General features: G+C 64.9%; 14 protein-coding genes and 1 pseudogene. 2 read left to right on the plus strand and 13 right to left on the minus strand.

The window, feature by feature from the left end:
- Nucleotides 1–41: 41 nt before the first annotated feature.
- Nucleotides 42–1,838, minus strand: coding sequence for a hypothetical protein (locus tag BM397_RS20860; protein ID WP_143015398.1), 1,797 nt, complete (start codon nucleotides 1,836–1,838; stop codon nucleotides 42–44).
- A complete protein-coding gene (locus BM397_RS20865; RefSeq protein ID WP_143015399.1) occupies nucleotides 1,820–9,205 on the minus strand; it encodes a cupredoxin domain-containing protein in 7,386 nt (2,461 codons plus the stop codon). Before BM397_RS20865 ends, BM397_RS20860 begins: the two co-directional genes overlap by 19 nt.
- A 185-nt stretch (nucleotides 9,206–9,390) precedes the next feature.
- On the opposite strand from BM397_RS20865, the gene BM397_RS20870 reads away from it, so the two are divergent.
- Together BM397_RS20870 and BM397_RS20875 are read left to right on the plus strand one after the other, a co-directional pair.
- Nucleotides 9,391–12,015: a caspase family protein gene (locus tag BM397_RS20870; RefSeq protein ID WP_092428115.1), complete on the plus strand. Its 2,625-nt coding sequence runs from the start codon at nucleotides 9,391–9,393 to the stop codon at nucleotides 12,013–12,015.
- Between the two features lie 3 nt (nucleotides 12,016–12,018).
- Nucleotides 12,019–13,851, plus strand: coding sequence for a gluzincin family metallopeptidase (locus tag BM397_RS20875; RefSeq protein ID WP_092428117.1), 1,833 nt, complete (start codon nucleotides 12,019–12,021; stop codon nucleotides 13,849–13,851).
- A gap of 380 nt (nucleotides 13,852–14,231) precedes the next feature.
- On the opposite strand, the pseudogene BM397_RS30095 reads toward BM397_RS20875, so the two are convergent.
- From BM397_RS30095 to BM397_RS20930, 11 genes and pseudogenes are all read right to left on the minus strand, one after another.
- Nucleotides 14,232–14,411, minus strand: a pseudogene (locus tag BM397_RS30095) (integrase catalytic domain-containing protein); the annotation flags it as partial.
- 93 nt (nucleotides 14,412–14,504) lie between these two features.
- Nucleotides 14,505–15,623 carry an N-acetylglucosamine-6-phosphate deacetylase gene (locus BM397_RS20885; protein WP_092428121.1) on the minus strand — a complete coding sequence of 373 codons (1,119 nt, stop codon included), beginning with the start codon at nucleotides 15,621–15,623 and terminating at the stop codon, nucleotides 14,505–14,507.
- On the minus strand, nucleotides 15,620–16,411 hold the full coding sequence (gene nagB / locus BM397_RS20890; protein WP_092428123.1) for a glucosamine-6-phosphate deaminase: 792 nt from the start codon (nucleotides 16,409–16,411) through the stop codon (nucleotides 15,620–15,622). Before nagB ends, BM397_RS20885 begins: the two co-directional genes overlap by 4 nt.
- On the minus strand, nucleotides 16,408–17,271 hold the full coding sequence (locus BM397_RS20895) for an ROK family protein (protein WP_218124904.1): 864 nt from the start codon (nucleotides 17,269–17,271) through the stop codon (nucleotides 16,408–16,410). The genes nagB and BM397_RS20895 overlap by 4 nt, the downstream gene beginning before the upstream one ends.
- Nucleotides 17,268–17,933 (minus strand): N-acetylmannosamine-6-phosphate 2-epimerase, encoded by a 666-nt coding sequence (locus BM397_RS20900; RefSeq protein ID WP_245696161.1) that lies wholly within the window; start codon nucleotides 17,931–17,933, stop codon nucleotides 17,268–17,270. Before BM397_RS20900 ends, BM397_RS20895 begins: the two co-directional genes overlap by 4 nt.
- Nucleotides 17,934–17,941: 8 nt before the next feature.
- Nucleotides 17,942–18,331 (minus strand): RidA family protein, encoded by a 390-nt coding sequence (locus BM397_RS20905; protein ID WP_092428127.1) that lies wholly within the window; start codon nucleotides 18,329–18,331, stop codon nucleotides 17,942–17,944.
- 16 nt (nucleotides 18,332–18,347) lie between these two features.
- Nucleotides 18,348–19,436, minus strand: coding sequence for an aminotransferase class V-fold PLP-dependent enzyme (locus BM397_RS20910; protein ID WP_092428129.1), 1,089 nt, complete (start codon nucleotides 19,434–19,436; stop codon nucleotides 18,348–18,350).
- A complete protein-coding gene (locus BM397_RS20915) occupies nucleotides 19,436–20,959 on the minus strand; it encodes an aldehyde dehydrogenase family protein (protein WP_092428131.1) in 1,524 nt (507 codons plus the stop codon). Before BM397_RS20915 ends, BM397_RS20910 begins: the two co-directional genes overlap by 1 nt.
- 4 nt (nucleotides 20,960–20,963) lie before the next feature.
- Nucleotides 20,964–21,716, minus strand: coding sequence for a creatininase family protein (locus BM397_RS20920; protein ID WP_092428133.1), 753 nt, complete (start codon nucleotides 21,714–21,716; stop codon nucleotides 20,964–20,966).
- The gene (locus tag BM397_RS20925) at nucleotides 21,716–22,699 is read right to left on the minus strand and encodes an ABC transporter permease (protein WP_176806764.1); all 984 of its coding nucleotides are present in this window, start codon (nucleotides 22,697–22,699) and stop codon (nucleotides 21,716–21,718) included. Before BM397_RS20925 ends, BM397_RS20920 begins: the two co-directional genes overlap by 1 nt.
- A gap of 59 nt (nucleotides 22,700–22,758) precedes the next feature.
- Nucleotides 22,759–25,248: an ATP-binding cassette domain-containing protein gene (locus BM397_RS20930; RefSeq protein WP_092428135.1), complete on the minus strand. Its 2,490-nt coding sequence runs from the start codon at nucleotides 25,246–25,248 to the stop codon at nucleotides 22,759–22,761.
- Nucleotides 25,249–25,319 lie beyond the last annotated feature (71 nt).

The raw sequence follows: 25,319 nt of genomic DNA on the forward strand, positions 1-25,319 counted from the left end.
ACCAGTCCAAAGGCAAAGGCTGAGGAAAATGTGGAGACATCTCATCGGCGGACCTCGAGTGTTGCCGGCGCCACGCTCACTCCCGCCGGGAGGACAACGTCCAGCGCGATACTGACCTGCCCGCCGGGCAGATCATCTGCATCGACGCTGTGGAGCGTCGCGCCCCGGGGCTTGGTGACCGCACTTCCCCGCCATCCGTTTTCCAGCGCCAGCATCCTCACCGGCAAAGCCCCTGGCCAGCGCTGCGTCTGACCGTCTTCGTCCTCGATGCTCAGTAAGACAGCGCCATCGCGCATGATGGCGCGCAGCCTCAGCGCCAAAGTGCTTTGTGTCTCTCCTTCCACCTCGAACTGCGCGCAGGAGGTGAAATTCCCCGGTCCACCGGACACGATCACCTCATAGCGCCCGCCGCGCGGCAGCACGGTCGCCGCGCTGTGCAGACCCGGGGCCGTTTCCTTGAGAGCGGCATTCAGCTCCGCCAGACCCAATGGTCGCGCACCGCGGATGCGAAAGCCATTCATCGGCGCAGTCGTGTTGCCGCTGTCCTGACTGACTGGGAAGGCTGTCATCAGGTCGGGATGCAATGCCAGGACGGCGCCCGCATCATGGCCGCGCTGCGAGGCGACAAGGAACGGGCCGGCACCGGCGGGCAGGTCTTCCACCGCCGGCCCCAGCCTTACGGGCCGCACCGCAGCCACGGCGCCCCGGCGCGCCTGTTCAAGATCGACCACCATGACGAAATCCAGCTTCTCAAGCAGAAGAAACGCCGCCGTCCCGGCGAAGGCCACCTCGCGCAGCGGCTGATCGACCGGCGCCCGGTTCAATGCGATGCCCTGGACAACAGAGGCTGTCGAGATCTCGACGATCGAAACGACCGGCGAACCGGGCGACCAGGCAATCGCGAATTGCCCCTCTGGATCGACGGAAATCCGCTTGGCCGCCGCAGCCAATGGCGCCGCGATGGAAACGCCCCCCTCAAAGACCAAGGTCAGAGTTGCACTGCCATCAGTGAAAATCGCGGCTCGCGCTGCGTCGGAATAGCCGACATCCGATGCGGCGCTCGGCGCCACGAAAGCCTGCGGCGCAGCATCTGGCCGGTAAAGCATCGCCCGATCTGCGCCGAGCGCGAGCACCCCCCTATCCCGGCCGTCGTCCGGATCCGGTAAGGTCGGGCGCAGCAGCTTCACGCCGTCTGGCAGACCAAAGTCATCGCCCGCCGGAGAAACGAGAGCATCGCGGCGCCGGAGCCAGCCATTAGACGTTACCTCGGTCACCTCGGAAGGAAGGCGTTCCGCCTCCGTCCCCTCTGCCGCCGCGACCCGCCAGATCGCGCCGTCCGCCGCGCGCACCGCGAACGAATAACCTTCGGTCAGGGCCACAATGTCCCGGGCGCCCTTGGGCAGCCCGGTGATGGCTCGGATGTTTGCACTGGCCAGGGCGTGCTCCCAATCGACGACTGCCAGACGGTCGTCGTCGTGCAGCACGCCATAGAGAGAGCGCGACAGATCCGTCGATCCGCGCGGCAATGCGCCCTGATTGACGAAATAGCTTCTGGCAGCGTCTGCACAACTTACGTTGCCCTCGTCGACCGGGCGTATCCATCCGGCCAGGTGCGCGTTCTCCACCGGCAGGCCCGTCGCCGGATCAGACAGTCGCGCGGTCACGCGAAAAACCCGTCCCGCTTCCAGCCCCGCGCCATCGCTTCCGACGCTCAGAGCAACGTCAAGCGCTCCGCCGAAACCTTGAGCGCCTGCAGGCAAAGCCGGAAGGGCCAAAACAAAGACCGCTGCAAGCAGCCAGGCCCGGCTGACCCCGCCAATCATTCGAGGAAAGGACATGAGGCCATCCCCTGGTTGTCGAGCACATCGAAAAGTCCCCAGACGCCGCCCGCAAAGATCTGCCGCGGTCCGTCAGCCCACATCGAGCAGCCTGGCTGCACCGGCGCCGACAGTGCTGCCGAGATCGCCTTGCCCGGCGCCAGCAGCGCCGCATGGGGAAAGCCAAAGCCCGGGAACAGATCATCGTAATCATGGCCCACCGTCACAAAGGCCCGTTGCCGAGCCCGTCCGCCGGGATGGATCACGCGGAATACGACCTCTTCGCCGGGCTTCGCCCAAAGCCGGATCGAGTTCGACCAGAGGCTGTCCTTGTGGTGAAAGAAGTCATTTTCGAACAACTGCGCATTCAGGTCGCCATGCTGTTCGAGGACCTCCAGCCCCTGCGCCTGCCGCAATCTCAGATGGAAAGCCGCAGATCGGTAGCTGACAGCCTTTTCACCAAGATCATAGGAGTCGTCGCAGATCGCGCAGTTATCGACGATGGGCAGCCGGCTGCCATCCTTTGCCTCCCAGAGATTGCCGCTTTCGGTGTCCCACAGGTTCAGCCCGTCCTGATAGAACAGCACGACTTCGCGAAAGGCACCCTTCGGACTTTGCTCGAATGGCCAGCTCTCCGGGGCCTCGAAGTGGATGACCGTGTTCCCTGCCCGCCCGCGATGGGCGCCGCGCACACGCACCAGCGGAGACTGTGGCTCATAGACGCCCTGCGCACCGTCCAATAGCGCCCGACCCGCATAGGTCGCGCCCTGCGGTTCCACGATCACCGCGCCGAAGAGCCCATGCGATCCTTGGTTGAAGATGTCAGATATGGGCTTAAGCGGCACCGCCCCAAATGCATAAGGTTGAGCATGCAGGGGCGTGTCTTCAGGGTAGCTGGACTCTTCGGCGGCACCCAGCTGCATGCCAAGCCCGCGGATTGTCATGAGATCCCGGAAACAGGCCGCGCTGCGCTGTGCCACTAGCTCCAGGACACCCGCCCGCAGGGGACGGGCCTCCGCCTCATCGCCCTCGGTGTTCACCGAATCCAGCCAGCCCTGATAGAGGTTACCCAGTAAATTTATCTCGAAAGTTAGGTCCGAGACCTCAGCAGGCAGCTCACTTCTGAGCCGCACGACGAACTGGTCATCCGTGCCCTCAAAGATCGAGTTCGCCCGGGCACGGACCTCCGGAGGGTACTCGGGTGCATGGTCGCCGTCATCCGCGTGACCAAGGTCACGTTGGCCGCAGACCCGCATGGCGTTGAGATTCTGAAATCCCGTCTGCGGCGCCACCGGCCCGCCGGGTTGCATCAGCGCTTCGATCAAAGGCCAGTCCACGCGCAGAAACCCGAGATAATACTCCGCCTCATGCACTTCGCCAGGCTTCACACCAACAGTCACATTTGCTCCGAAAGGCAGATGCGCCCTCTCCGCCCGCGTCAGCATCGACATGGGCGCCGTCAAGGCAAGCCGGTCGGAGGGTCGTACGTTGACCAGGTTTTTTTGTTCCATGTGACGCGCCCCGGGGCGATTGTCGCCATCGCCCTCCTCCCAGTCAGGCTCCACATTCAGCTTGACGATTTTCGGCATCAGCGCGTCGCCCAGACAGTCGCGCGGACCGTCCGCCGGAGACCCACAAGAGCCAGCAGCCTGATCTTCGATCCGACCCAGCGCGTTGATCACCCTGAGCGAAAGGCAGTCGCCAGCGTTGCCTCGGATCACCATTGGCTCGTCGCGAAAATAAGGCTGCGCGGCGTGGCGCAGGTCTTGCAGCATCGCGCTGAGCTGGCCCCCATGGGCGGCCTCGTCTGCTTCATTGAGCCTGTCAGCTTCGGCTTGCGTCAGCTCCCCGTTTTCCACATCGGCGCGCCTGGCTTCCAGGTTTCGCGCGAGTTCCGTCGCGGCGCCCTCCAGTCCCCCGATCCACTGCAGGGCCAGGCTGCGCGGCAGGTGCACCAGAGCAAGCCCGTCCGGATCGCGCTGTTTGCGGCCCCAGGAGGCATAGGACATGCCATCTTCGAGCGGCATCGCCACCGCATAGGATTCGATCCGCGGCGCATTGGCGGGACAGGCGGCAAGGTCAGAGCTTACGCGCTCGGCCGAGGTCCGGTTCCTCGCGGCGAAATCCGGCCTCCCTTCGCCGAGCTGCCTCAGAGACGACGAGATCGTGCAGTCCTCACCCTCCGGGCAGCCTCTTTCGATCATCTTCGTCACGTCCGGCGAGCCTTCCGTAAGCCGCTCGAAGACCCGCATCAGACCCCATGCACCGTTCCAAACCGCGTCGTGTGACCCGAAATGATAGAGGTAATCCAGCGACGGCACATCGTCCCCCGCGCCGGAAACCTCGTCGAGGACGCGCACCTCGGGTTGGTATTTACTGGGCGCTGTGGGAATCTCGAAATGCTCGGAAATGCCCACCTCCTGCGCGGTGGTGAACCCTTCCAGGTTGTCGCAGACCGCCGCCATCTCGGAATGCTGCTGCCAGAACGCGGTGTCGTCATCGTCCTTCAGCGTCCCTTTGCGCCAACGGTCATGCTGCCCCGCGATCCCTTGCCGGCCCCAATCCCGGCACGCCTGCCAGAAGGTCTGCCCGGGCAGAGCGGAATCGAGCTCCGGCGCTTCCGAGGGAAATTTCTGGTCGATATTGCGCCGCCACATCAAACCTTCGATGTTGAAGGTGTGCTGCACTTCCTGGGCACCTTGGATCAGGCGGATCTGCACCCGCTCGCCGGTATAGGTCTCAAGCAATGGGGTGACCGGATCGCCATGCGGACGCAACGCCAGCGGAACATCGCTTCCCGAGGCCTGCCCGCCCTGTTCCACCAGCTTCTCAGCATCGAAGGTCGAACGGTAGACATTCGCCAGATCACCGCGTTCGGCATCGCTTTGCCCGTCGATCGAACAGCTGTCCATGTGCCCGGCCTCTCCGACCGTTTGCCAGAACGCGTCGTCGGGTTCTACACCCGGAAGCGGCATGCTTTCGTCCCGTGGCCCGACCCCCGCCGCGTCCCGACGCCCAAACTGTCCCAGAATAGCGCCAGCCCCATCACCACCTTCGAAGCATTCGAACGCGGTCTTTGCGCTGTCTTCCGCCTCTGAGGCAGCCTCTTCATGGCTTGCCGCCTTCCAGAGGCGCGACCGTGTTCCGGGCAGAAACAGGCTCGCATCCTCTTCCGTCTCTTCCAGCTCGGGGTCCTCTTCAGGCCCGGCTTCGGCCGCATCGCCCTCGCCCGAGGTATCGCCGATCCGCAGCGGCACAGGCTCGCCGCGGTAGTTCACCAGGTAGGGATCGTGGTGATCGACCGAAATCGATTCCGGCCGTTCCGGCGGATTGACCGGGCGCGCGAAACCTGCGCCAAACCCAGCCCGCAGACGCACCAGCCCGAGGTGCCGCCGCAGGTCGATCACGTCTGCCTCCTCGATCAGGCCGGCCGCCACCACCGCAGGGGGCACAGGATTGGTTTCGAGCAACGAGCCAGAAGCCAGCCATTCCAGTTCGGAGGCGCAGAACTGCACGATTGCGCCCTCTGCATCCATGCTCCCCAGGTCGTTTCGGAATTGAGCCTCGCAGACCAGCTTGGCCAATCCCTTCGGCCCGAAGACTTCTTCGCCCGACGGTGGGGCGCCGAGCAGGGTCAGGCCGTTTCCGATGGATCCCGCCGCAGCGGCAAGATCGCTGTCGCTGTCACTCGGATCGTAGAGCAGCGCAAAATCCGCCACAGCCAGCGCGAACTCGCGATAGTCGGGATGAAGTTCGTTCTCTTCGCCGGCGGTCTGCACGATCTTGTGCACGCCCACACCGGTTTCGTCGCCCGTTGCAAGCGACATATCCTCCACCGGTTGCATGCAGCCGTCCTGACTTTTGAGACCGGGACAAATCTCCATGTCGCGCGGTTCGATCACCAGAGCGGAGTAGAAGCCATGCTGCTGGATCGACGACGGCCCGAAATGGTCATGGGTGAAGACCGTCCGCATCGTGCGGTCACTCTTGTCGTTGCCGCCTGGCTGCCCGTCGACAAGTTCCTCAATGGACAGGATCGGATCGGCAAACCAGCGCTGCACTGTGGTCTGGAACCGCGCGCGATTGTCTGTCAGCTTCGTCGACCAATAGTCTTTCTTGCGCGGCACCCAATGGTCTTCCTCGTGTTCGCACAAGGCGCCCCAGTCTTCCATCAGACCCTGATCTTTCGCTGCCTGCGCCGCCGTCTCGGCATCGGTTTCTGCCCCGTCCAACATGGCACACAGACGCAAGGCGATCTCATCGGCGGCGAAAGTGCCATCTTCGTAGTTGAACCCGTTCCCGGATCCATCCGCCGAGGTCACGTCGAACTTTACCAGATGGATGTGCTGGCCGATGGTGTCGGTCGGCGTCTTCACCTGGAAGTCGTCAAGCTCCAGCTCCTTGGGCAGTTCGTTTGTGTGGCGGAACTCGATGCAGTCGCCGGAGTAGGCGCGGAAGAAGAACGGCTCTTCCCGAGCACTGGGGCCCCGGTTCTTGTAGGCGTCCGATATCCCAGTCAGCACATTGATGCGTCCCTGTGGATCGTGCCAGCCGGCCTTGTTCGTCACGATATCCACCTGGACGGCTGAAACGTCATATCGCCTGAAGCCGGTCACCGCCGGATCGGGCACGAAATCGGCGTAACCCTCCCCGTGGTTCTCGCCGAAAGGATCCTTGATCAGCGCCATCGGCGCCGTCGGATGACTGGCGTCGGGATCGTTGGGGTCGATGGTGGCATAGCCTTTGGGCGCACCGCAGGGATCGGCGAAGGGCGCACCGGGTTTGGGCGGCGCACCGTTCACGGCGAAGTAACCTTTGGCACCCGGATTTTCGGGCGGTCCACTGAGATAGCCGCCGCGGTCCGACACGAACTCTGTCGCCCTGCCCTCAGCATCTGCAAGCGCCAGCGATCCGCCATCGTGGTGAAACGCCATCGCGCCCTTCTCCAGGGGCTCGCCGTCATTCTCCAGAACATCGATCACGGCATGCGTCAGCTTGCCCGAAAAGTCCCCAAGCGCCAGCATCTTCGCCGTCGCCCGATAGAGGTCGTCCTCGCGCCTGGTCATGTTCGTCCTGTTCGGGCCTGGCAGCGCCTCTGCAAAATCCGCAGGCTCGAGCGGTGTATGGGCCTCGACCCCCAGCTTGCGCTTGGAGTTGCCCTCCACGACGTGACGCGGCAAGCCGCCGTCATGCCAGTCCGTGCCATCGTCAGTCCGCGCGATGTCCAGTGGCGGCTGCGGTGCGCGATGCCCCGGCTTGCCCGCGATGAAGAAGGGATACCCCGGCACGGCGTTGCCCTCAGCAACCTCAACCGAGCCACCATCTTGCGTTTCGACGCTGCCGCCGGTGTAGGTTGGTAGAAGCGGCGCCGGCAGCCCTGGCAGCGGCACCAGCGCGGGCACCGGCGTGCCCTCTGCCTCCCCGTCCCATCTCCCGTCACCGCCGACACTACCAGGGCGCGATACGCGCTCTTCGGGTTTCAGAAGGCTGACCGAAAGACCCGGCTCCGCCTGGCCATCCGGCAGCAGGCGGCTGCCGTCCTCGAGTACGTCATGGACCCGCCAGAGCGACCACATGCCCTGCGCGAAATGCGGGTATAGATGGCAGTGAAAGATTGAATCCCCCACCGTCCGATTGCGGTTGCCCGACCCCTGCGCCGCCCACCAGCCATCACCGGGGGCCCGCGGCTCGTTGGCGTAATCATTCAACCCGCCATCATAGATATTGTAGGTGAACCCCTGCCGCGGTGCGACCGTCTGGCTGTCCAGATAGGTCCCCCGCCCCGGATCGTTGCCGGTGAACCATTGATGTGCATGCAAGTGGAAGACATGGGTCTCCTTCGGGCCCGCATGATAGTTCCGGAAAACAATCGGATCGTTGAGGTAGGAATGATGCACATTCGAGGGATCGCTGTCATAGACCTCGAGCAAGGCCGGATCGCCATTCGCCCAGCTTTCAAGGAAGAACTCCTCGTAAAGGCACTCCATGCAATCGGCTGCCGGCCCGATCCCTTTCCGGTTGGCAAGGATCATCGCCCCAAGGCCACTTGCGCCGTAGTTGATGGCAAAGCCATCACTCACGCCGGCAAGTTGTTCGAAGCGAGCCAATTCTTCGAAATTGCGCGTATAAAAGGTCTTGAGCTCGTCGTGAAATACCACCGTGAATTCACGAAACGCCGGCGCGTCGGCGGGTCGAATGATCGCGTTCAGCTCGTTGTGAACCAGTTCGAATTGGTCTTCGCCAAGCGCCTGCAAAAGATTTAGGACAGGCAGCCCGTTATCGCCCTGCGCCTCGAAGTTGAGCGCGCCATCGCGGGCGTGCTGAACCGCGGACTCGGCCGGTGCCCAGGCTGCATCGAAAGCCGCGCGCGTCACCTGGCTACGATACCACGCCGTTGCCGCTAGGCCTTCAGTCTGCGGCTCCACCGCCAGCGAACCGAAAAGCCCGTGCGTCAGCGAACCGCCATCACCCTCTCCCCCTGACGGGGCGGCGACCGAGTTGATGAAAAACGGCCCCTCGCGCTCGGCGTGCCAGTAGCAATCGACATAGGCCTCACCCGGCTCGAGCACGCCGAGCCCCACGCAGGCGCCATGGACCTCGCCACTTTGCGGATCGGCCAGCGGACGCATCCCGTCGATCACGAAAGAAACGCCCCGAGTGCGCGGCCAGTCGGCATCCGCTGCCCCGTCACCCGGCTCGCCCTGCGCAAGCACCGCAAGCTCGGCGCTGCTCGCTGCGCTGTCAGTCGGGCACAGAGCGTCGACGAAGCGGTCCTGTCCGCCGGGCCGAGCGGTTCCGCCCGCTTCAGCGCTGCCAGTGCTGACCTCCGCTCGTACCAGCTTGCGCCACTGCGTATCCCCTTCGCCCGCCTGTCGGCAGAACGTCCGTGAATAATCGACGACCTCAGCATCGGACTCGGATTTTCTCAGGTAGTTATGAAGACGGACATGAACCACGTCGCCCACATTGGCACGCAGGGTCAGCGGCCTCGCACGCTTGCAGTCGCGCAGGCGCACGTTGCCCGGCGATAGTCCCTCGGGCTTCATATGGAGCCCGATATCATCCTCGCACGTCGGGTCCGGCGCATCCCCAACGGTCTCTTCAGTCCCCAGCGGCACGAGATCGCGCGTCAGGGCAAAGATCATGCCGAACGGGTTGTACGATCCGAAGCGGTTGTAGACCAACACCTGATCGAGGGCTGCGACCTCGGCACAGACAACGCGCCGGAACTCTCCATGGCCTGCAACGTCCGCGAAATCACTTTTGGCCGCAGTGCAGAAATCGGTTTCGGCCCGCGCCGAACCTATCCAGAAAACTGCAATGATTCCAGCGAGCAATGCAGAAATCATAATCCGCGAAGAGGCGGAAATATCCCATGAAAATCGCATTGGGGACCTCAATAAATTTTTCTGAAATACAACTATTAATAAAACATGGATCACTCGATTCGCTCAACCCTACCGATACCTCATTGAACTCAAGACGCGACAAGGGAGAAAAGATTTTTGACTCGATGCAAAGTTTGAAGGCACAATACTCGGGTTTTCAGAATTTCATTTGAGGCTTATTGCTCATGCCCCAAAATGCATTTCCCAGCTCCGATCTTCCGATTTTGACGACCCTGAAAGAAATCGAGGCGCTTTTCGACCGCGCGGCAAGTTTCGTGGAAACTGCCCCGGACCGGGTACATCTTCTGGCGATCGACATGCCCCACGAGATGGGCAGTTTCTCTGAGCTCGTGCGCTACGCAGGCGCCGAAGGCGCGATACGCGAACTCGTGGCAAAGCTTTGGTCTCTGCTCTCCGGCTCCGTCCCGGTTCACGCGCTGGTGCTGCCTGATGGCCGTGTTGTGTTGACTGCCCATCCGGACAAGCGCTCAGACGAGCTTTTCCGCCTGGCCCTCGTTTCATCGGAGGCCGAAGCCTCGGAGACCGAGCTGGACGCCGTCGTTCAGATCCTGATCGGAATCAATGCGCTGCACGGCACCGTCCGCACTGCACCCCCACTCGCCTCCTCCGAGGATTGGGATACAACCGTCCGAAAGATGCTCACCCGCAAACGGATCGAGGCCAAATTCGCCAAAGTCCTCGCCCAGTCCCGGAACCAGCCGCCGGCCCCGCGCCGGACCAGCGTGGTAGACGATCACCTGCGCTGGCTCGCCCGCGAAATGCTGCGGACACCCTCTGCGGCCCGGAATATCCCCCAAGCCGCTGCGCCCGATTTCCGCCCGGTCGATCCGCGCAACCACATCGTCAACATGCGCTTCGGCAAGCTGTCGCCGCGCGGGCTGGTCTCGACGACGCAGGCCGACCTACGGGAGATCTGCCGCAGCGCCGCATCCTTCGTCGCGGAGACTGGCGGCGATATCATGGTTTATGCGCATGGCGGCCTCACTTCCGAGGCGCACGCTTTGGCTTATGTCGAAGACACCGTCGATTGGTGGATGAAAAACAAGGTTTTCCCGATCTTCTGCGTCTGGGAGACCGATGCGCTCTCTTCGATCTTCTTTGCCCTGCGCGGGACCCTCGGAAGCCCGTCGCGCGGCTTTGCATCTGATCTGCGCGACGGCGCCACGGAAGCATTGGTGCGCACCGGTGGCCAGCCGGTCTGGCAGGCGATGAAGACTTCGGCCTTGCTGGCAAGCCAGCCCGACGGCGGACTGGCGCTACTCGCACAGGAACTCAACAAGGCCTTCGGTTCCGAAGACCTGCCATTGCATTTGGTCGGGCACAGTGCGGGTGCTGTCCTTCACCTGCACTGGCTACCGGTTCTCCAAAGAGCCAAGCGTCCACCCCTGACATTCCAGACCCTCGCCCCGGCGGCAACGACGGAACTGGCGCGGCAGGCACTCGACACGGGCCCAGATGTCGCCACGATCCGATGCCGCGTCTACAACCTGACCGATACAGCCGAGCGTGACGACACCGTCGGTGCTTTCTACGGAAAATCGCTCCTCTACCTCGTCTCCCGCGCATTCGAGCCCGACGGGCCGATCCCTCTCCTGGGCATGCAGCGCCACCTGATGGCCGACACTGCCCTGCTGAAGCGCCTCGCCGCGGGCAATGGCGGCAACTTGCGCGAAACCATCGTGCATGCCAGCGCGCGCGTCTTTCCCGGCACAGACCGGCTTGCGAGCACGGCAAAGACCCACGGCGACTTCGACAACGATGCGACAACGATGCAGTCCGCGCTGCTCTTTATCCGCCCGGGTCTGGACCCCGCGATCGTGCCGCCATTCCCGGCCACTCCGCGCGCACGCGGCGCGGACGTGTTGTTCCCGTCCCTGCCCCAGGAAGCGCAGTTCTACCTCTCGGTCGCCGCCTCCGCCGCGCCTCAAACCACGCCTCAAACCACGCCCCGGCCACGTCCCCATCCACCTGCAGCGCCGCGTGGCGGCGCCTACCGCCTGCTGACCATCGGCATTGATGCCTATCCCGATCAGCCGCTCCAGGGCTGCGTCAACGACTCCAACCTCTGGGCGGACTGGTTCCGCACCCGGGATTTCGACTGCCGCCAGTACACCAGTCCCCAGGACACAACCCGCGACCGCATCGCCGAGCACCTGCGCGACTTCGTCACCTCCGCGCGTCCGGACGACGTGCTCGTGTGGCATTTCTCCGGGCACGGCATCGACATTGCCGACACCGACGAGGACCTTGGCGACGAGACCTCGAACCGAGATCAGGCGATCGTCGGGTACTACGCAACCGTTCCCAGCTCGCTGATCGAACACGCGTTGATCGACGATGAAATTCACAACATCCTGCAGCAGCTGACTCCCGGGGCCGAGCTTCTGGTCTTCCTCGATAGCTGCTTTTCGGGCTCCGCGACCCGGCTCGCGGGAGGTGACCGCACGCGGTCTCTGGGTCGCGTCGTGCGGCCCGGGCACCGCGCGCGCGGCCACTCGCTGACCGGCTCCGGTGCAAGCCGCTCCGGCAACCCATACACCGGCACCAACCACATTCTGTTTTCCGCCGCGGGTGCCAGCCAACTGGCGAAGGAGCTGACCGTGGCCGGTGTCAGCTATGGCCGCTTCTCACACGCCGTGCACCAGCTTCTCCCGGGCCTTGCTCAGGGAATGACCAACAGCAGTGCCGTGCGGGATTTCGACACCGCGGTGAACCTCATGACCCAGAACCCGCAGCTCTTTTGCGACCCGTCACGCGCCGAACTGCCCTTTGCCCTGGCCGGGCTCTGAGGCATGACACGCGTCCCGGCCTGCCAAGTTTCTCCGGACATCCAGCGTTATGCCGGTGTCGCCAACGCGATCTATCAGCTCAGCGGAAACCAACCCGAGCGCACCCGCCGCGGCTGCATCTACACCGTCGACCCCTCGCTCAGGCGCTGCGAGAACGCCCTGTCGCATGTCTCGATCCCCTACGAACCTCTGCGGGACGGCATATCCGGCGCCTTTTTCGCCGTGGACCCCACCGACGCAACGACCGGGATCCCCGCCTGCCGCCCTTGCCTTCCCGACAACGCCGATGACGACTTCCTCGATCAGGGCCTCCCGCAATCACATTGCCGAAACGCCTATTTCGTGGCGATGCATGTCTACGAAATGTTTCGCCGCGCGCTTGGTCGACCGATTGCCTGGAGCTTCTGGACCGCCGACAGCACGCCACCGATAAGGCTCGTCCCCTTTGGCATCGAAGAGCTCAATGCGTGGTACGATCCCGCTCTACAGGAGGTGCGCTTCGGCTTCGGAGCCGCCCCCAGCCGATCGGATGGCTCCGATCCGGATGACGCCCTCTATCGGCATACCGCCCTGTCCTCAGACGTGGTCGCGCATGAGATCACACACGCGCTTCTCGACGGTCTCAGGCCCGGCTACGATCTGCCCGTCAACTTGGACGTGGCCGCCTTTCACGAGGCCATCGCCGATATCGTCGCGCTGATGTCGCGCTTCGAACGCCCGGCCTACCTGCAAAGCCTGCTGCGCCAATCCGGTGACGAGCTGATGCGCCACGAGTCGCTTGTTGGCCTCGCCCCCGAGCTCGGGAAAACCCTGCGCCGCTCGGGTCTGCGCACCCTCGACATCTCCTGGACCGACGCGGATCCGAAGGATGGCACCGCCCAGTTGCCGCGGTACGGGCCCGAACCGACAGAGCCGCATAAACGCGGCGGCCTGCTCGCGTCTGCGGTGCTTGAGGCCTTTCTGCACTCCGTCGCCCGCCGCGTGGATCCTCTCATGAGGATGACCCGGCAGGCGAACGGCGCCACCCACGCCTTCCTGCTGGAGGAAATCGCCAAAGCCGCGGCGCGCACCGCCTCGCATTTCCTGACGATCTGCATCCGCGCCCTCGACTACATGCCGCCGGCCGCGCTGATCTTCCCGGACTATCTGCGCGCGATGGTCACGGCGGACCGCCTGTTTTCCCCCCGGGATCTCGATGGCTACCGCGAAGAGCTGATCGGTGCCTTTCGGCGCCGGGGCATCTTCCCCGAAGGCATGACGGTCCTCTCTGACTCGACGCTCGCATGGCAGCCCCCGGACATCGGCGTCTACCCCATTCCCGGCCTCGCGCTAGGTGAAATGCGCTTCGGCGCTACGCCTACCCTGCCCCATTCTGCGGAAGAGTTGGACCGGCAGGCCATGGCGCTTGCACACGCCATCGACGCAGACCCAGCCCTCTGCGCCGCCTTGGGTCTGCGCGACCCGGGCATTTCCGGTTCGCACGAAACCATATCGCCCCCCACCATCACAGCCATCCGGCCCGCGCTCAGGACCGGGCCCAGCGGAATCGTCGATTTTTCAACCATCGCGGAAATCACTCAGGTCCGGAACGTTCACCTGCCCGAAACTGGCACAACCCTGCCGCTCAAGGGCGGCGCCACGCTGGTCTGCGACTTCACGGGCAAGCCGACGTACATCGTCCGCCAGCGCGTCGACAATGCCGACCGCATCGCGCAGGAGCTGGATTTCGCCCGCAGCGCAATTTCGCGTGGCTGGCTCGTTTCGGAGGGTGGCAAGTATGTGGTCTCTAAGAAGTTCCACCGCCGGCTTTGCGACGCAGCCTACGATTTTGCTTGAAGTTAGATGCCATTTGCAACGGCCCGAGAATGAAGCCGCGTTAGATCCATTGCCAAGCAAGCGCCTCGCGCGAGCTCCCTCACCCCGGCAGCCTTTGATTGGTTTCCAGCATCCCGCCAGATATCTCCATCCGCGAAATCAGCGCCCGCAGGCCGATGTCGCGATGCAACTCCCGCTTCAGGAGACCTTGTTGCGCAAAGAAATTGAAGGTCGCAGCTCCCTTTTCCCCGCACGCACTTGTCCTGCGGGCTCCGCAATCGAGATGCCGAGCCCGTTGCAGCCGTCCAGCACGACGGCGCGAACCCGGAGTTCTGCGCCTTGGCGTTCAACCTCGCGCGCCTAAGCACCTGCCCTCACAGCTTCTCGCAACGAATTTTCGTCTCGGCGCGGCTTCGGCGGTGGTATCCGGTGCGTTTGCACACCCGTTCCAGTGTCGCGACCACGTCCTCGCCGCGATAGGTAAAGCGTGCATCGAGCACCCGCACGTAGCGCGAGAAGGTGTCCACCACCGTGAGCACGCGAAGCTTGCGCCCCGTCGCGAGCTGATCGTGGACGAAGTCCCTTCCGGCCTTCATGTGTTTCCGCTCCTCCCCCAGCCAAGGACGGCGTCCGGAGACCTCTGAGCTGGAGCGGGGACATTTTCGGGGATCACATCAATGAGCCGAGTGCACAGGTTGCAAAGGCATCAGGCCTTTGTCGAGGTAGAGCAGATCCGTGCTTTTGAGCCCTGGTGAAATGCGCCGTGCGGGCAGCCCAAGAATTGCTCTCGGGGTGCTCGTGACCATTGCCAGCGCCGCCGGGAGCGACAGTCCCACGTGGTGAACCAGATTGCGCAGGTTTCCCAGTTGATCGATATGCGCACCAGCCAGCGCGCCCTCGCGATTGATCAGCCTCCCGTCATGCACCGCGATCTGCTGATCATAGAGCGTGAAGCTCTCGGGCCCGCCGACCGTTGCCATCGCGTCCGAGACGGCGAAGCTGAGCGCCCCCTTGGGTCGCGCTGCGAGCGCAATTCTCAGCATGTCCCACGAAACGTGGATGCCGTCGCAGATGAGGCCACAGGCGACAGGCGACAGGATCGCCGCACCAAGCAGCCCCGGCGCGCGAGAACTCATCTGGTCCATGGCATTGAACAAATGGGTGACGCAGCGCACGCCCTGCGCAAAGGCTTGGCGCGCCTCCAGCTCGGTGGCGCCGCTGTGACCGGCGCTGACGACCGCGCCAGACGCCACCAGCCGCCGCAGCAGCGAGGCCTCGGCCAACTCCGGCGCAAGCGTGATCATCACCGGCATTCCCGCCTGCCGCAGGCGCTCGACCAAAGTCACGGTGCGCAGGTCCAGCGGCCGGATCAGCCCTTCTTCGTGCGTGCCCTTCCGCGCGCGCGCAATATGCGGCCCTTCGATGTGCAGACCGAGAATGCCGCTCTCAGACCAGCAGGACAGGGCCGCTTCGGCAGCCGCTTCGGTTATCTCAGGATGATCGGTGATAACGGTCGGCAGAATATCGGCGGTCCCCAGCCTGCGGTGCGCGTCTCGCATCGCCGACAGCCCTCGTGGCGTGGGATCGCTGTTGAACATCACCCCTCCGCCGCCGTTCACCTGAAGGTCTGTCAGCCCGGGAGACAGCAGATGTACATCAGCTGTCACGCCGGGCCCGACCGGGGTGATCTGGCGCAGCACGCTGCCCTCGAAGTGCAGGGCCTGCCACTGAAGCAGGCTCTCGCCGCTCCAGACGTAACGGGCGATGATCTGGTCAGGGGATCGCCGTGTCACAACGGGCCCCCGAAACTTGGGTCCCTGCCACCGGGGTGCACCGTTTCGTAGTAGTCGCGCAGGCGCAGCGCGGCAGCGGCGTCTTCATCGCAAAGCACGGTTGCCTTTGGGTGCAATTGCAGCGCCGAGGCCGGAGAGGCAGCGGCAAGAGGGCCCTCGATGGCGGCGGCAAGCGCCTCTGCCTTGGCAGCGCCCGTTGCAAGCAGCAGGACCTCGCGGGCGTCGAGAATTGTCGCAATCCCCATCGTGATCGCCCTCGTCGGAACGTCTTCGGGACGGTCGAAGTAGCGGGCATTGGCCGCGACCGTCGATCGGGTCAGAGTCTTGATCCGCGTGCGGGACCTCAGCGAAGAGGTCGGCTCGTTGAAGCCGATGTGACCGTTCTGCCCGATGCCCAGAAGTTGCAGGTCAATGCCCCCGGCCTCGGCAATGGCGGCTTCGTAGCGGGCGGCTTCGGCGGCGGGATCGGGCGCATCGCCGCAAGGGAGAGCCATCCGAGCCAGGTCCACGCCGAGCGGTACGCCGAACCGGGTGGCCATGTAGTGCCGATAGCTCTGCGGATGATCGCCGCTCAGTCCGACATATTCGTCGAGGTTGAAGCTGCGCATCTGCTCGATCTGTGCGCCTTCCTCCGCCACCATCGCCGGAAGCGCCGCGTAGAGGCGGTCCATCGTGCCGCCGGTGGCCAGACCAAGCACGCTGTGTGGCTTGCGCTTGAGCTGACGCGCCAGCCGCCGCGCCGCGTGTTTCGTGACCGCCTCGACGGTGGGCAAGATCAAGATCTTCATTTTGCGCGGCTCCGATCTGCGCTGCGGGCGAGATCGGCGATCCCGATCACCCCAGCCTCGGCGCCAAGCCCCGCGCGCGCCAGCGCGGGGCGCAGCAGGTCCGGAGCCTCGGGTAGATGGGCGTCTACAGTTTCGACAAAATTCTCGGACAGCCCGATGCCGCCACCGATCACGATAATCTCGGGATCGAACATAGCCTGAATGTCGGCGCAAAGCCGGGCCACACGCTCGGCGCAGCAGGTCCGCAGGTCTTCGGCCCATGTCTCGCCGGCACGGGCGGCGGCGAAGATCTCGGGCGCCTCAAGCGCCCGGCCCTGCGCCCGCGCGGCACGAGCCAGCCAGCGCCCCGCGACCTCGTCTTCGAACCGCCCCGAGGTTCCCGCCCCGCCTGTCTGGCCGAAATGCCCGGCCAGACCGCAGCGCCCCGATAGCAGACGCCCTCCCGAGACGATGCCCCCGCCCAGTCCGGTCGAGATGGTCAGAAAGACCGTATCTCTGCCCTGCCCGGCTCCGAAACGGTGCTCGGCCCAGGCCGCCGCCTGTGCATCGTTGCGCGCCAGCGCGGGCAGTCCGAAGCGCGCCTCTGCCAGCTCGGTCAGCGGTGTGCGCGGCGGGATGTTGAGGGTTTCGGGGTTGAGCGCAGACCAGAGGCCGCGCGCATCCACGGCGCCGGTCACGGCGAGGCCGAGCGCGCTGTACCGGCCTTTCCAGCCGGCGCACAGCGCCTGTGCCGCATCCAGCCACGCAGCCGGGCCGGCGGCACGGTCGGTGGCGATGCGGCGCACGTCGATGACCTGAGCGCCGTCAACCAAAGCCGCCATCAGCTTCGTGCCGCCGATGTCCAGCGCCAGGCAAGTCACCGTGCCACCCCATTCAGCGCATCGGCAAACCAGCCGGTAACGACCTCAAGCCGGGTCAGCGCCGAGCCGACGGTGACACAGCCCGCCCCGGCACGCAGCGCTTCGGCAGCGGCCTGCGGCGTGTTGTAACGCCCCTCGGCCACCACCATCGGACCAAGGCGCGCCATCTCGCGCACAAGCGCCAGATCTGGGGCTTCGGGCACCGGGCCACCAGTGTAACCAGAGAGTGTCGAAGCGATCAGATCAAATCCCATATCTGCTGCGGTCCGGGCCTCTTCCAGCGAGCTGCAATCGGCCATCGCCAGCGCGCCACCATCGTGGATCGTCTGCAAAAGCTCCGCCACCGGTTGGGGCCGGGGTCTAGCGGTGGCATCCACCGCGATGATGTCCGCCCCTGCCGCGATCAGATCAGTCACATCGGAAAGGAAGGGCGTGATGCGCACCGGGCTGTCCGGGAGGTCCCGCTTGAGGATCCCGACGATCGGGGCATCGGTGCGGGCCCGGGCTGCGCGCAGGTTGGCCAGCCCTTCGATGCGCAGCCCGCGTGCGCCGCCGTCGACAGCCGCCCGCGCCATCGCGGCAACGATGGACGCATCGTCCATCGCGCCGCCATCGACCGGTTGGCAGGAGGCGATCAGCCCCCCGCGCAAATATTTGGGCAATGCCGTCGTCATTCCGGCGCCTTATAGCCGATGCAATCGACCTCGACCTTGCAGTCGACGACCATGCGGCTTTCGACGCAGCAACGGGCGGGCGGGTTCTCGCCAAAATACTGCTCGAAGACGCCGTTGAAGCTCCAGAAGTCGCGCGGGTCATCGAGCCAGACGCCGACGCGCATGATGTGCTCGGGGCCATAGCCCGCGTCCTTGGCGATCTCGAGCATGTTCTGGATGGCTATATGGGCCTGTTCCACGATGCCATGGCCTTGGATCTCGCCGTCTTTCATCGGGGTCTGGCCCGAGACGTAGAGCCAGCCGCCCGCTTCCGTCGCCTTGGCGAAGGGAAGCTTGCGTCCCGCCGAACCTTTGCCGTCGCCAACACCGTGCCGGATGATAGTCATGAGAGAGTCCTTTCGTTCAGAGTGTGCCGATGTCCGCCAGAGCCTCGTCGAAGCGATCCAGCGTTTCATCGGAATGGAAGAGTTGTGCCGAGAGCCGCAGACGGCCATGGTCATACCAGACACGGACGCCCCTGCTTTCGAGCGCTTCGGCGAGCGCCTCAGCGTGAGGCGCGAAGAGTGTGATATTCTGCGAGCGCGCCTGCCCGGCGCGCGGCAGCGGGGCGTGACCATGCCGGGTGAGCGCGTCGGCAAGGCCGTCGGCAACGCCGAGAAGATGTGCCTCGCGGGCCGCATCCGTCAGCCGCAGCAGCCGCTCAAGCATGGCCCCGAGGATCGCCACGTCGAGGTGCGGCACGTTGCCGAACTCGTGACGTTGCGCTGTCGACGGAGCTGCATCAGAGTACCAGCCTGCGCCCGCCGGGCGCAGCGCCCGACCGGCCTTGCTGCCGCAGATCAGCAGCCCCATGAAGGACGCGCCGAGAAACTTGTACGTGCTGCTGACAGTCACGTCGGCGTCCTCCGCCCGCACGCTCAGCGCGCCTGTCGCATGGGTTGCGTCGTTGAGCACGATGACGCCGCGAGGCCGCAGCGCCGCCGAAAGCGCTGCGATGTCCAGCCGCTGGCCGGAGCGAGGGTTCACCTGACTGACGTAAAGCAGCCGGGTTCTCGGCCCGCAGGCATCGATCAGCGCTTGCTCCGGACAGTGCTCGTCAGGCGCGGGCACCTGCAGCAGCTGAACGTCGGGCGCCAGCGCCTGCAGGGCCGCGCGCCCGCTGGCGTAGTCATTGGCGGCCATGACAGCGCTGTCTCCGGGCCGCCAGTCGATTGCCGAAACGACACGGGTGATGGCCTCGGAGGCATTGCCAAGAAGCGCCACATCCTCGACCCGGGCCTGCGTCAAGCGCGCGACCTGTGCACGTACCTGTGCCGCCACGTCCCAATGCGCTACATACCCGCGCTGCCCGTCAGCCTTGCGCGCGAGAAAGGCCTCGATCGCCGCTGCGGCCGAGCCATGCAGCGGGCTCTGCCCGCCACCGGCAAGGTGAACCCATGCGGGATCGAGCTGCGGAAACTCCGACGGCGGGATGAGCGGAGCGAGGCGCATCAGCGGCGCACGTCGAAGGTGATGGTCTTGAGGTCGCACATCTCGCGGATGGTGTGCATGCCGCCAGTGCGACCAAGACCGCTGTCGGTGCCCGCAGCGCCGCCAGCGGGTATACAGGGCTCCCAGTAACACGACATCTCGTTGATGTTGACGATCCCCGCGCGCAGCGCCTCGGCGTAGGCAAAGGCATTCTTCGTCGTCGAGGTGAATACCGCCGCGGACAGCCCGTAGTTGCTGGAGGCCGCGAGCGACAGTGCTTCTTCCATGGTTTCGAAGGTCAGGATCGGCGCGACCGGACCAAAGCTTTCCTCGACGTTCAGAAGCGCTTCCACGCCAAGTCCGGTGACCACGGTGGGCTGGTAGAAAAGATTGGTCGCCTGCCCTTCGGCCACACCGCCGCCGGTCAGAACTTCGGCACCGAGCTTGCGGGCGTCGCTCATGTGCTGCTCCATCTTCTCCAGGGCTGCCGCGTTGTTCAGAGGTCCCATGTTGGTCGCGGGATCGAAGGGATCGCCCATCCTGCGTGATGCAGCCACCTTGAGCACGCCCTCGACAAATCGGTCGTGCACCGAACGGTGCACGAGCACGCGTTCGGTGGCGGTGCAGATCTGTCCGGCGTTGGCGAAGCAGCCTGCGCCGACCTGTGCTGCTGCGACCTCGACGTCGGCATCGTCCAGCACCAGCGTCGGGCCGTTGCCGCCAAGCTCGAACATCAGGTGCTTGCCCGGTGCGCGGCTCGCGATCGTGCGGCCCGTGGCGCTCGACCCGGTGAACCCGATGCTGTGCACCTTACGGTGTGTGGCCACGGCATCGCCGACCACCGGCCCCTCACCCATGACAAGATTCAGTGCGCCTTCGGGCAGATCGGCATCGGCGATGACGTCCATGAATGCGGCGGCAATAAGCGAGGTCGTAGGTGCGGGCACCCAGACCACCGGCGTTCCGGTCGCCAGCGCCGGCCCGAGATAGTACATGCAGGGCAGGCCCAGCGGGAAGTTCCACGGGGTGATCGCACCAAGAACCCCCTTGGGCTGCAGCATCGAGAAGACCCGCTTGTTCGGGTCGGAGACCTGCAGCACGTCGCTGGTGATCCATTTCACCTGCTCGGCGGCATTGCGGAAGCCAAGTGCTGCGCTGGCGACCTCGTCCCTGGCATCGCCCAAGGGCTTGCCCTGTTCAAGCGAGAGCAGGCGCGCGAGCCGGTCTTGCGCGCCGACAATCAAGTCCGCGATCCGCTGGCAGAGCGCCGCGCGGGCGTAGGTGCCCATCTTGGCCAGCGGCGCAAGCGCGGCTTCGGCCGCGGCGACCGCCCGATCGACATCACCTCGCCCTGCCATCGAAACATGGCCCACCGGCTGGCCTGTGGCGGGCGAGACGATCTCCAGGTAGCGCCCGGTCTCACCCTCGACGGTCTGGCCACCGATGGTGTTGAACGCAACCAGACCGTCCGCGGGCCTGCTGTCCGTGATCGGAATACCGCGCAGGTTGGGGCCGTCCTGAGTGGTGCGGAACATATAGGTCATCGAGTCATCCGTAGGTTTTTGAAATTTGGGTCAAAAGGCCGGCGACGCGGGTCGCGGCGGCCTCGAAGAGCGTGGCCCCTGCCGCAGCGCTGGCCTCGGATGGGGTGCCGATCACCCCGTCCGGAGAAATCGCATCGAAGGAGCGCCAGATGGTCGGGGACGGCCCCGCGTAGAGGTGTGGGTCGGGCCAGCCTTCGGGGGTGCTGCCGGGTTTGATCTTGTCGGGACGAACGGCGGCTCCGTGCAGGTGCATCATCACCGAGGTCTCGAGCGCACCGGCGTGGCCCGTGCCGTGAGCAGCGTCCGGCAGGGTCGCCTCGGCCACATCGCGCACATGTTCGAACCAGGTGATTGCCGCCGCCCCGGCCCCGGCCGCGCCGAGTGTCGAGACCGCAACCCCAAGCGCGGGCCGGTTCCCGCCATGGGCGTTCAGGAACACCGGAAGGAAACCGTCATCCCAGAGGTTCTGGCCAATCTCCGTGAGCAGCGAGACAAATGTCGCGGCGCTCAGGGACAAGGTGCCGGTGAAGGCCCGGTGATGCGGTGACACTCCATAGGGCACCGCGGGCAACAGCAGAGTCCCCTCGGCCCGAGCGACGGCGGCTTCGGCCACCGCCGAGGCGATCAGGTGATCTGTCCCGACACCGAGATGCGGTCCGTGCTGCTCGACCGCGCCGCAGGGGATCACCGCGAGCGGGCGCCGCGCGCCGGCACCGACCGCCTGCAGCTCCGGCGAGGTCATCTGTTCGAAGCGCATCAATGTCGTGCCTTGTCGATCGCACGGGCGCGCAGGCGATTGATCACGGTATCTCCAGCCAGCGCCGCGATGATGATGGCCCCTTTCCAAAGCTCGATCGACGACGGGTCGGTGCCGAAGATCCGCAGCGCCGTGGTTACCAGAGATACGATCAGCGCCCCGGCGATGACCCCGACGACCGAACCGCGCCCACCGAAAACAGAGGTGCCGCCAAGCACTGCCGCCGCGATGGCGTCGAGCAAAAGGGTGATTCCGCCGACGTTTGGTGTCACCACCGGCACACGGGAAATCATGATCACCGCGGTCAGGAAAACAAAGACGCCAGAGGTCGCATAAACCAGAAGCAACTGACGTTTTATCGGAATGCCAGCCAGTTCCGCCGCATCCATATCCGATCCGACGGCGTAGGTGCGTAGGCCGAAACGCGTGCGGCGCATCAAAAGCCACGACAGGGCCAGAAGCACAGCTGCAACTCCGATCACATTGGGAATGCCTCCCGTGCGGGCGATGCCGATCCAACGCAGCACCGGCTCTTCGAGGATCAGAACGCCCTTCTGAGCCACAGCAAGCGTCGCCCCCTGCAGCGCGATCATCGTGGCCAGCGTGGCGACGAAGGGCGGCACCTTCGCCCTCGCCACGAGCAGACCGTTCACCAGACCGATCCCGCCCATCGCCAAAAGTCCGATCAGCAGCGACAGCAGAAGCCCGTCGCCGGCGTCTAGGCGGCTGGCGATCAGGGTCGAGCAAAAGGCAACCCCATAGGCTGCCGAAAGGTCGATGCCCCCCGAGATCAGCACGACCATCGCGCCGATCGCCAGCACTGCGATTGGCGTCGCCTGCGCGACGATGTTCAGCATGTTCGCCCAGGACAGGACCTTGGGGTCAATGACGAAGAAGAGGGCCGCCAGGAGAACCAGCAGGATCACCGGGGCGTAGTTGAGCAGGCGGACCATCCGGGCACCGCTCGGGCTCTTGCGGATCATAGCGGATTCCTTGGCGAAGGATGAGGTTGTGTCAAACTGTGTCATATCTCTGGCCCCGCTCATTCGGCTGCGATGTCGGCGGAGGGATGCGCGAACGCGAGGCGCATGATGTCCTGCTCGGTCGCACCGCGGCCCAATTCACCGACCGACCGCCCCTCGGCCATCACCACGATGCGGTCGGCCACACCCAGCACCTCGGGAAGCTCGGAAGAGACCATGAGTATCGCGACGCCCTGTGCCTTGAGGTCCGCGATGAGGCGATGCAGTTCGGACTTCGCCCCGACATCGACGCCGCGGGTCGGCTCGTCGAGCAGCACAACGCGCGGTTTCGTCACGAGCCACTTCCCGATGACCACTTTTTGCTGGTTGCCGCCCGAGAGTTGACCGACGAGCTTGTCGGGCTGCGGCGGGCGCACGCCAAGCTGTGCAATCTGTTCCTTGGCCAGCGCGTCCAGCTTAGAGGGGTTCAGCAGCCCCCAGCGGCTGTGGGCCCTAATCCAAGCCAGAGACAGGTTGTCGCGGATGCTCATCGGCCCGACGAAGCCTTCAAGGTGCCGGTCCTCGGGAATGTAGACCACACCTTCCGGGGCGCCTTGGCCAAGCGGCTGGCCGAAAAGGCGCATCTCGCCCGATGCCGGCGTGCTCAGCCCGGCGATGCAGCGGAGCACCTCCGAACGGCCCGATCCCATCAGCCCTGCAAGGGCCACGATCTCGCCCTCACGCAGCGTCAGGCTCGCGGATTTCAGGCGTTTTCCGTCGGACAAGTCGGTGACTTCGACCGCCATCGCGCCCGCGGTGACCTCCCGGTGTGCGAAGACGTCGTCGATCTCTCGCCCGACCATCATCGAGATGATCTCGGCCTCATCGGTCTTGGCGACCTCGCGTTCACCGACGAACACCCCGTCGCGCAACACCAGCACGCGGTCGCACTGTGTAAAGATCTCTTCCATCTTGTGCGAGATGTAGAGGATGCCGGCGCCGCGGGTGCGCAGCATGGCCATGATCTCGTAGAGCTTGTCGCGTTCGCGGTTCGACAGCGCCGAGGTCGGCTCATCCATGATGAACATCCAGGCGTTCGACAGCACCGCGCGGGCGATTTCTACCATCTGCTGCTCGCCCACGGTCAGCAGGCCCAGCGGCGCGGTCGGGTCGATGCGAAGTTGCAGCTCATCGAGGATGCGGCGGGTCTCCGACAGCATCTTGCTGCGGTCAAGCATTCCGAGGGCATTCACCGGCTCGCGTCCGAGGAACATATTCTCAACGACGGTCAGGTCGGGCGACAGGCTGAAGTGCTGGTGAATGACACTGATGCCCGCACGCTCAAAGGCTGCTGCAGTCTCAAGCGCCCGCCCATCGAGCCGGATATGCCCTTCGTCTGGCCTGTAGATGCCCGACAGGCACTTCACCAGCGTCGACTTTCCGGCGCCGTTCTCGCCTGCCAGCGCCACGACCTCGCCCGAACGCAGGCGGAAGGTCACACCGTCCAGCGCCTTGACGCCCGGGAAGATCTTGCCGAGTCCGTTCAGCTCGATCTCGTGGTGCGAGCCCGCCGCGATCTCCTGCGGCGCGGCCTGCGCCGACGGCTCGACACGCTTGCGGCGACGGACGACCAGTTGCTTCAGGCTCTCGGGCTGCGAGATCAGGACCGCCAGAAGGATCAGGGCAGCGGTGACGAAGTAGATCAGCGTCTGCGGCACCTGCATGAATGACAATCCGGTATTGATCACTCCCAGCAGGATTGCGCCGAGCGCGGTTCCCACCATCGAGCCCCAGCCGCCGGAAAGACGGGTGCCACCGATGATGGCCGCTGTGATCGCGGTGAATTCGAGGCCGGTGCCAGCGAGCGGCTGCGCCGAGCCGAGCCGCCCGATGGCGACGATCGTGCCAAGCGCCGCGAAAACGCCGGATAGTGCGTAGACGGAAATTTGCACGCGGCGCACCGGAATGCCGGTCGCGGCGGCGGCGGTGGGATTGCCGCCGACCGCAAACAGCCAGCGCCCATAGACCGTCCGGTTCAGCACGAACCACCAAACGGCAAAACAGACCGCAGCGAAAACCACCGAAACGGGGACAGCCCCGAGCCGCGCCGAGCCAAGGAACAGCAAGACCGGGTCCTGCACCATGATCGATGAGCTGTTCGACAGCGACAACGCCAGCCCACGTGCAAGGGCCATCGTCGCAAGCGTGGTGATGAATGGAGACACGCCCGCCAGGCCGACAAGGACGCCGTTGATCGCGCCAAGCGCCGCGCCGGTCAGCAGCGCCGATACGATCGCCACCAGTGCCGAGCCGGTCGTGGCCAGCATCAACCCGGCGACGATCCCCGAGGCCGCGAGCATCGAGCCGACCGAGATGTCGATCCCGCGCGAGATGATGACCGCTGTCATGGCGAAGGCGATGATCGCGATGATCGCCGATTGCTGAGCGATCGAGACGAGGTTGGTCGGGGCGAGAAAACGCGGATCAATCAGGCCGAACACGGCGACCGCCAGTGCAAGCAGCAGGAATAGCACGGTCTCGTTGCGTTTCAGCAAGGCGGGAATGGGCATCGGGGGGCTCCGGTAGGTGGGCACGGCCGGGCAAGCGGCCGAAGGGCCCGCGCACCCGGCTTTGGCGCGCG

Origin of the sequence: Alloyangia pacifica, assembly GCF_900116195.1 — a bacterium.
In the GTDB taxonomy this organism is placed as follows: domain Bacteria; phylum Pseudomonadota; class Alphaproteobacteria; order Rhodobacterales; family Rhodobacteraceae; genus Salipiger; species Salipiger pacificus.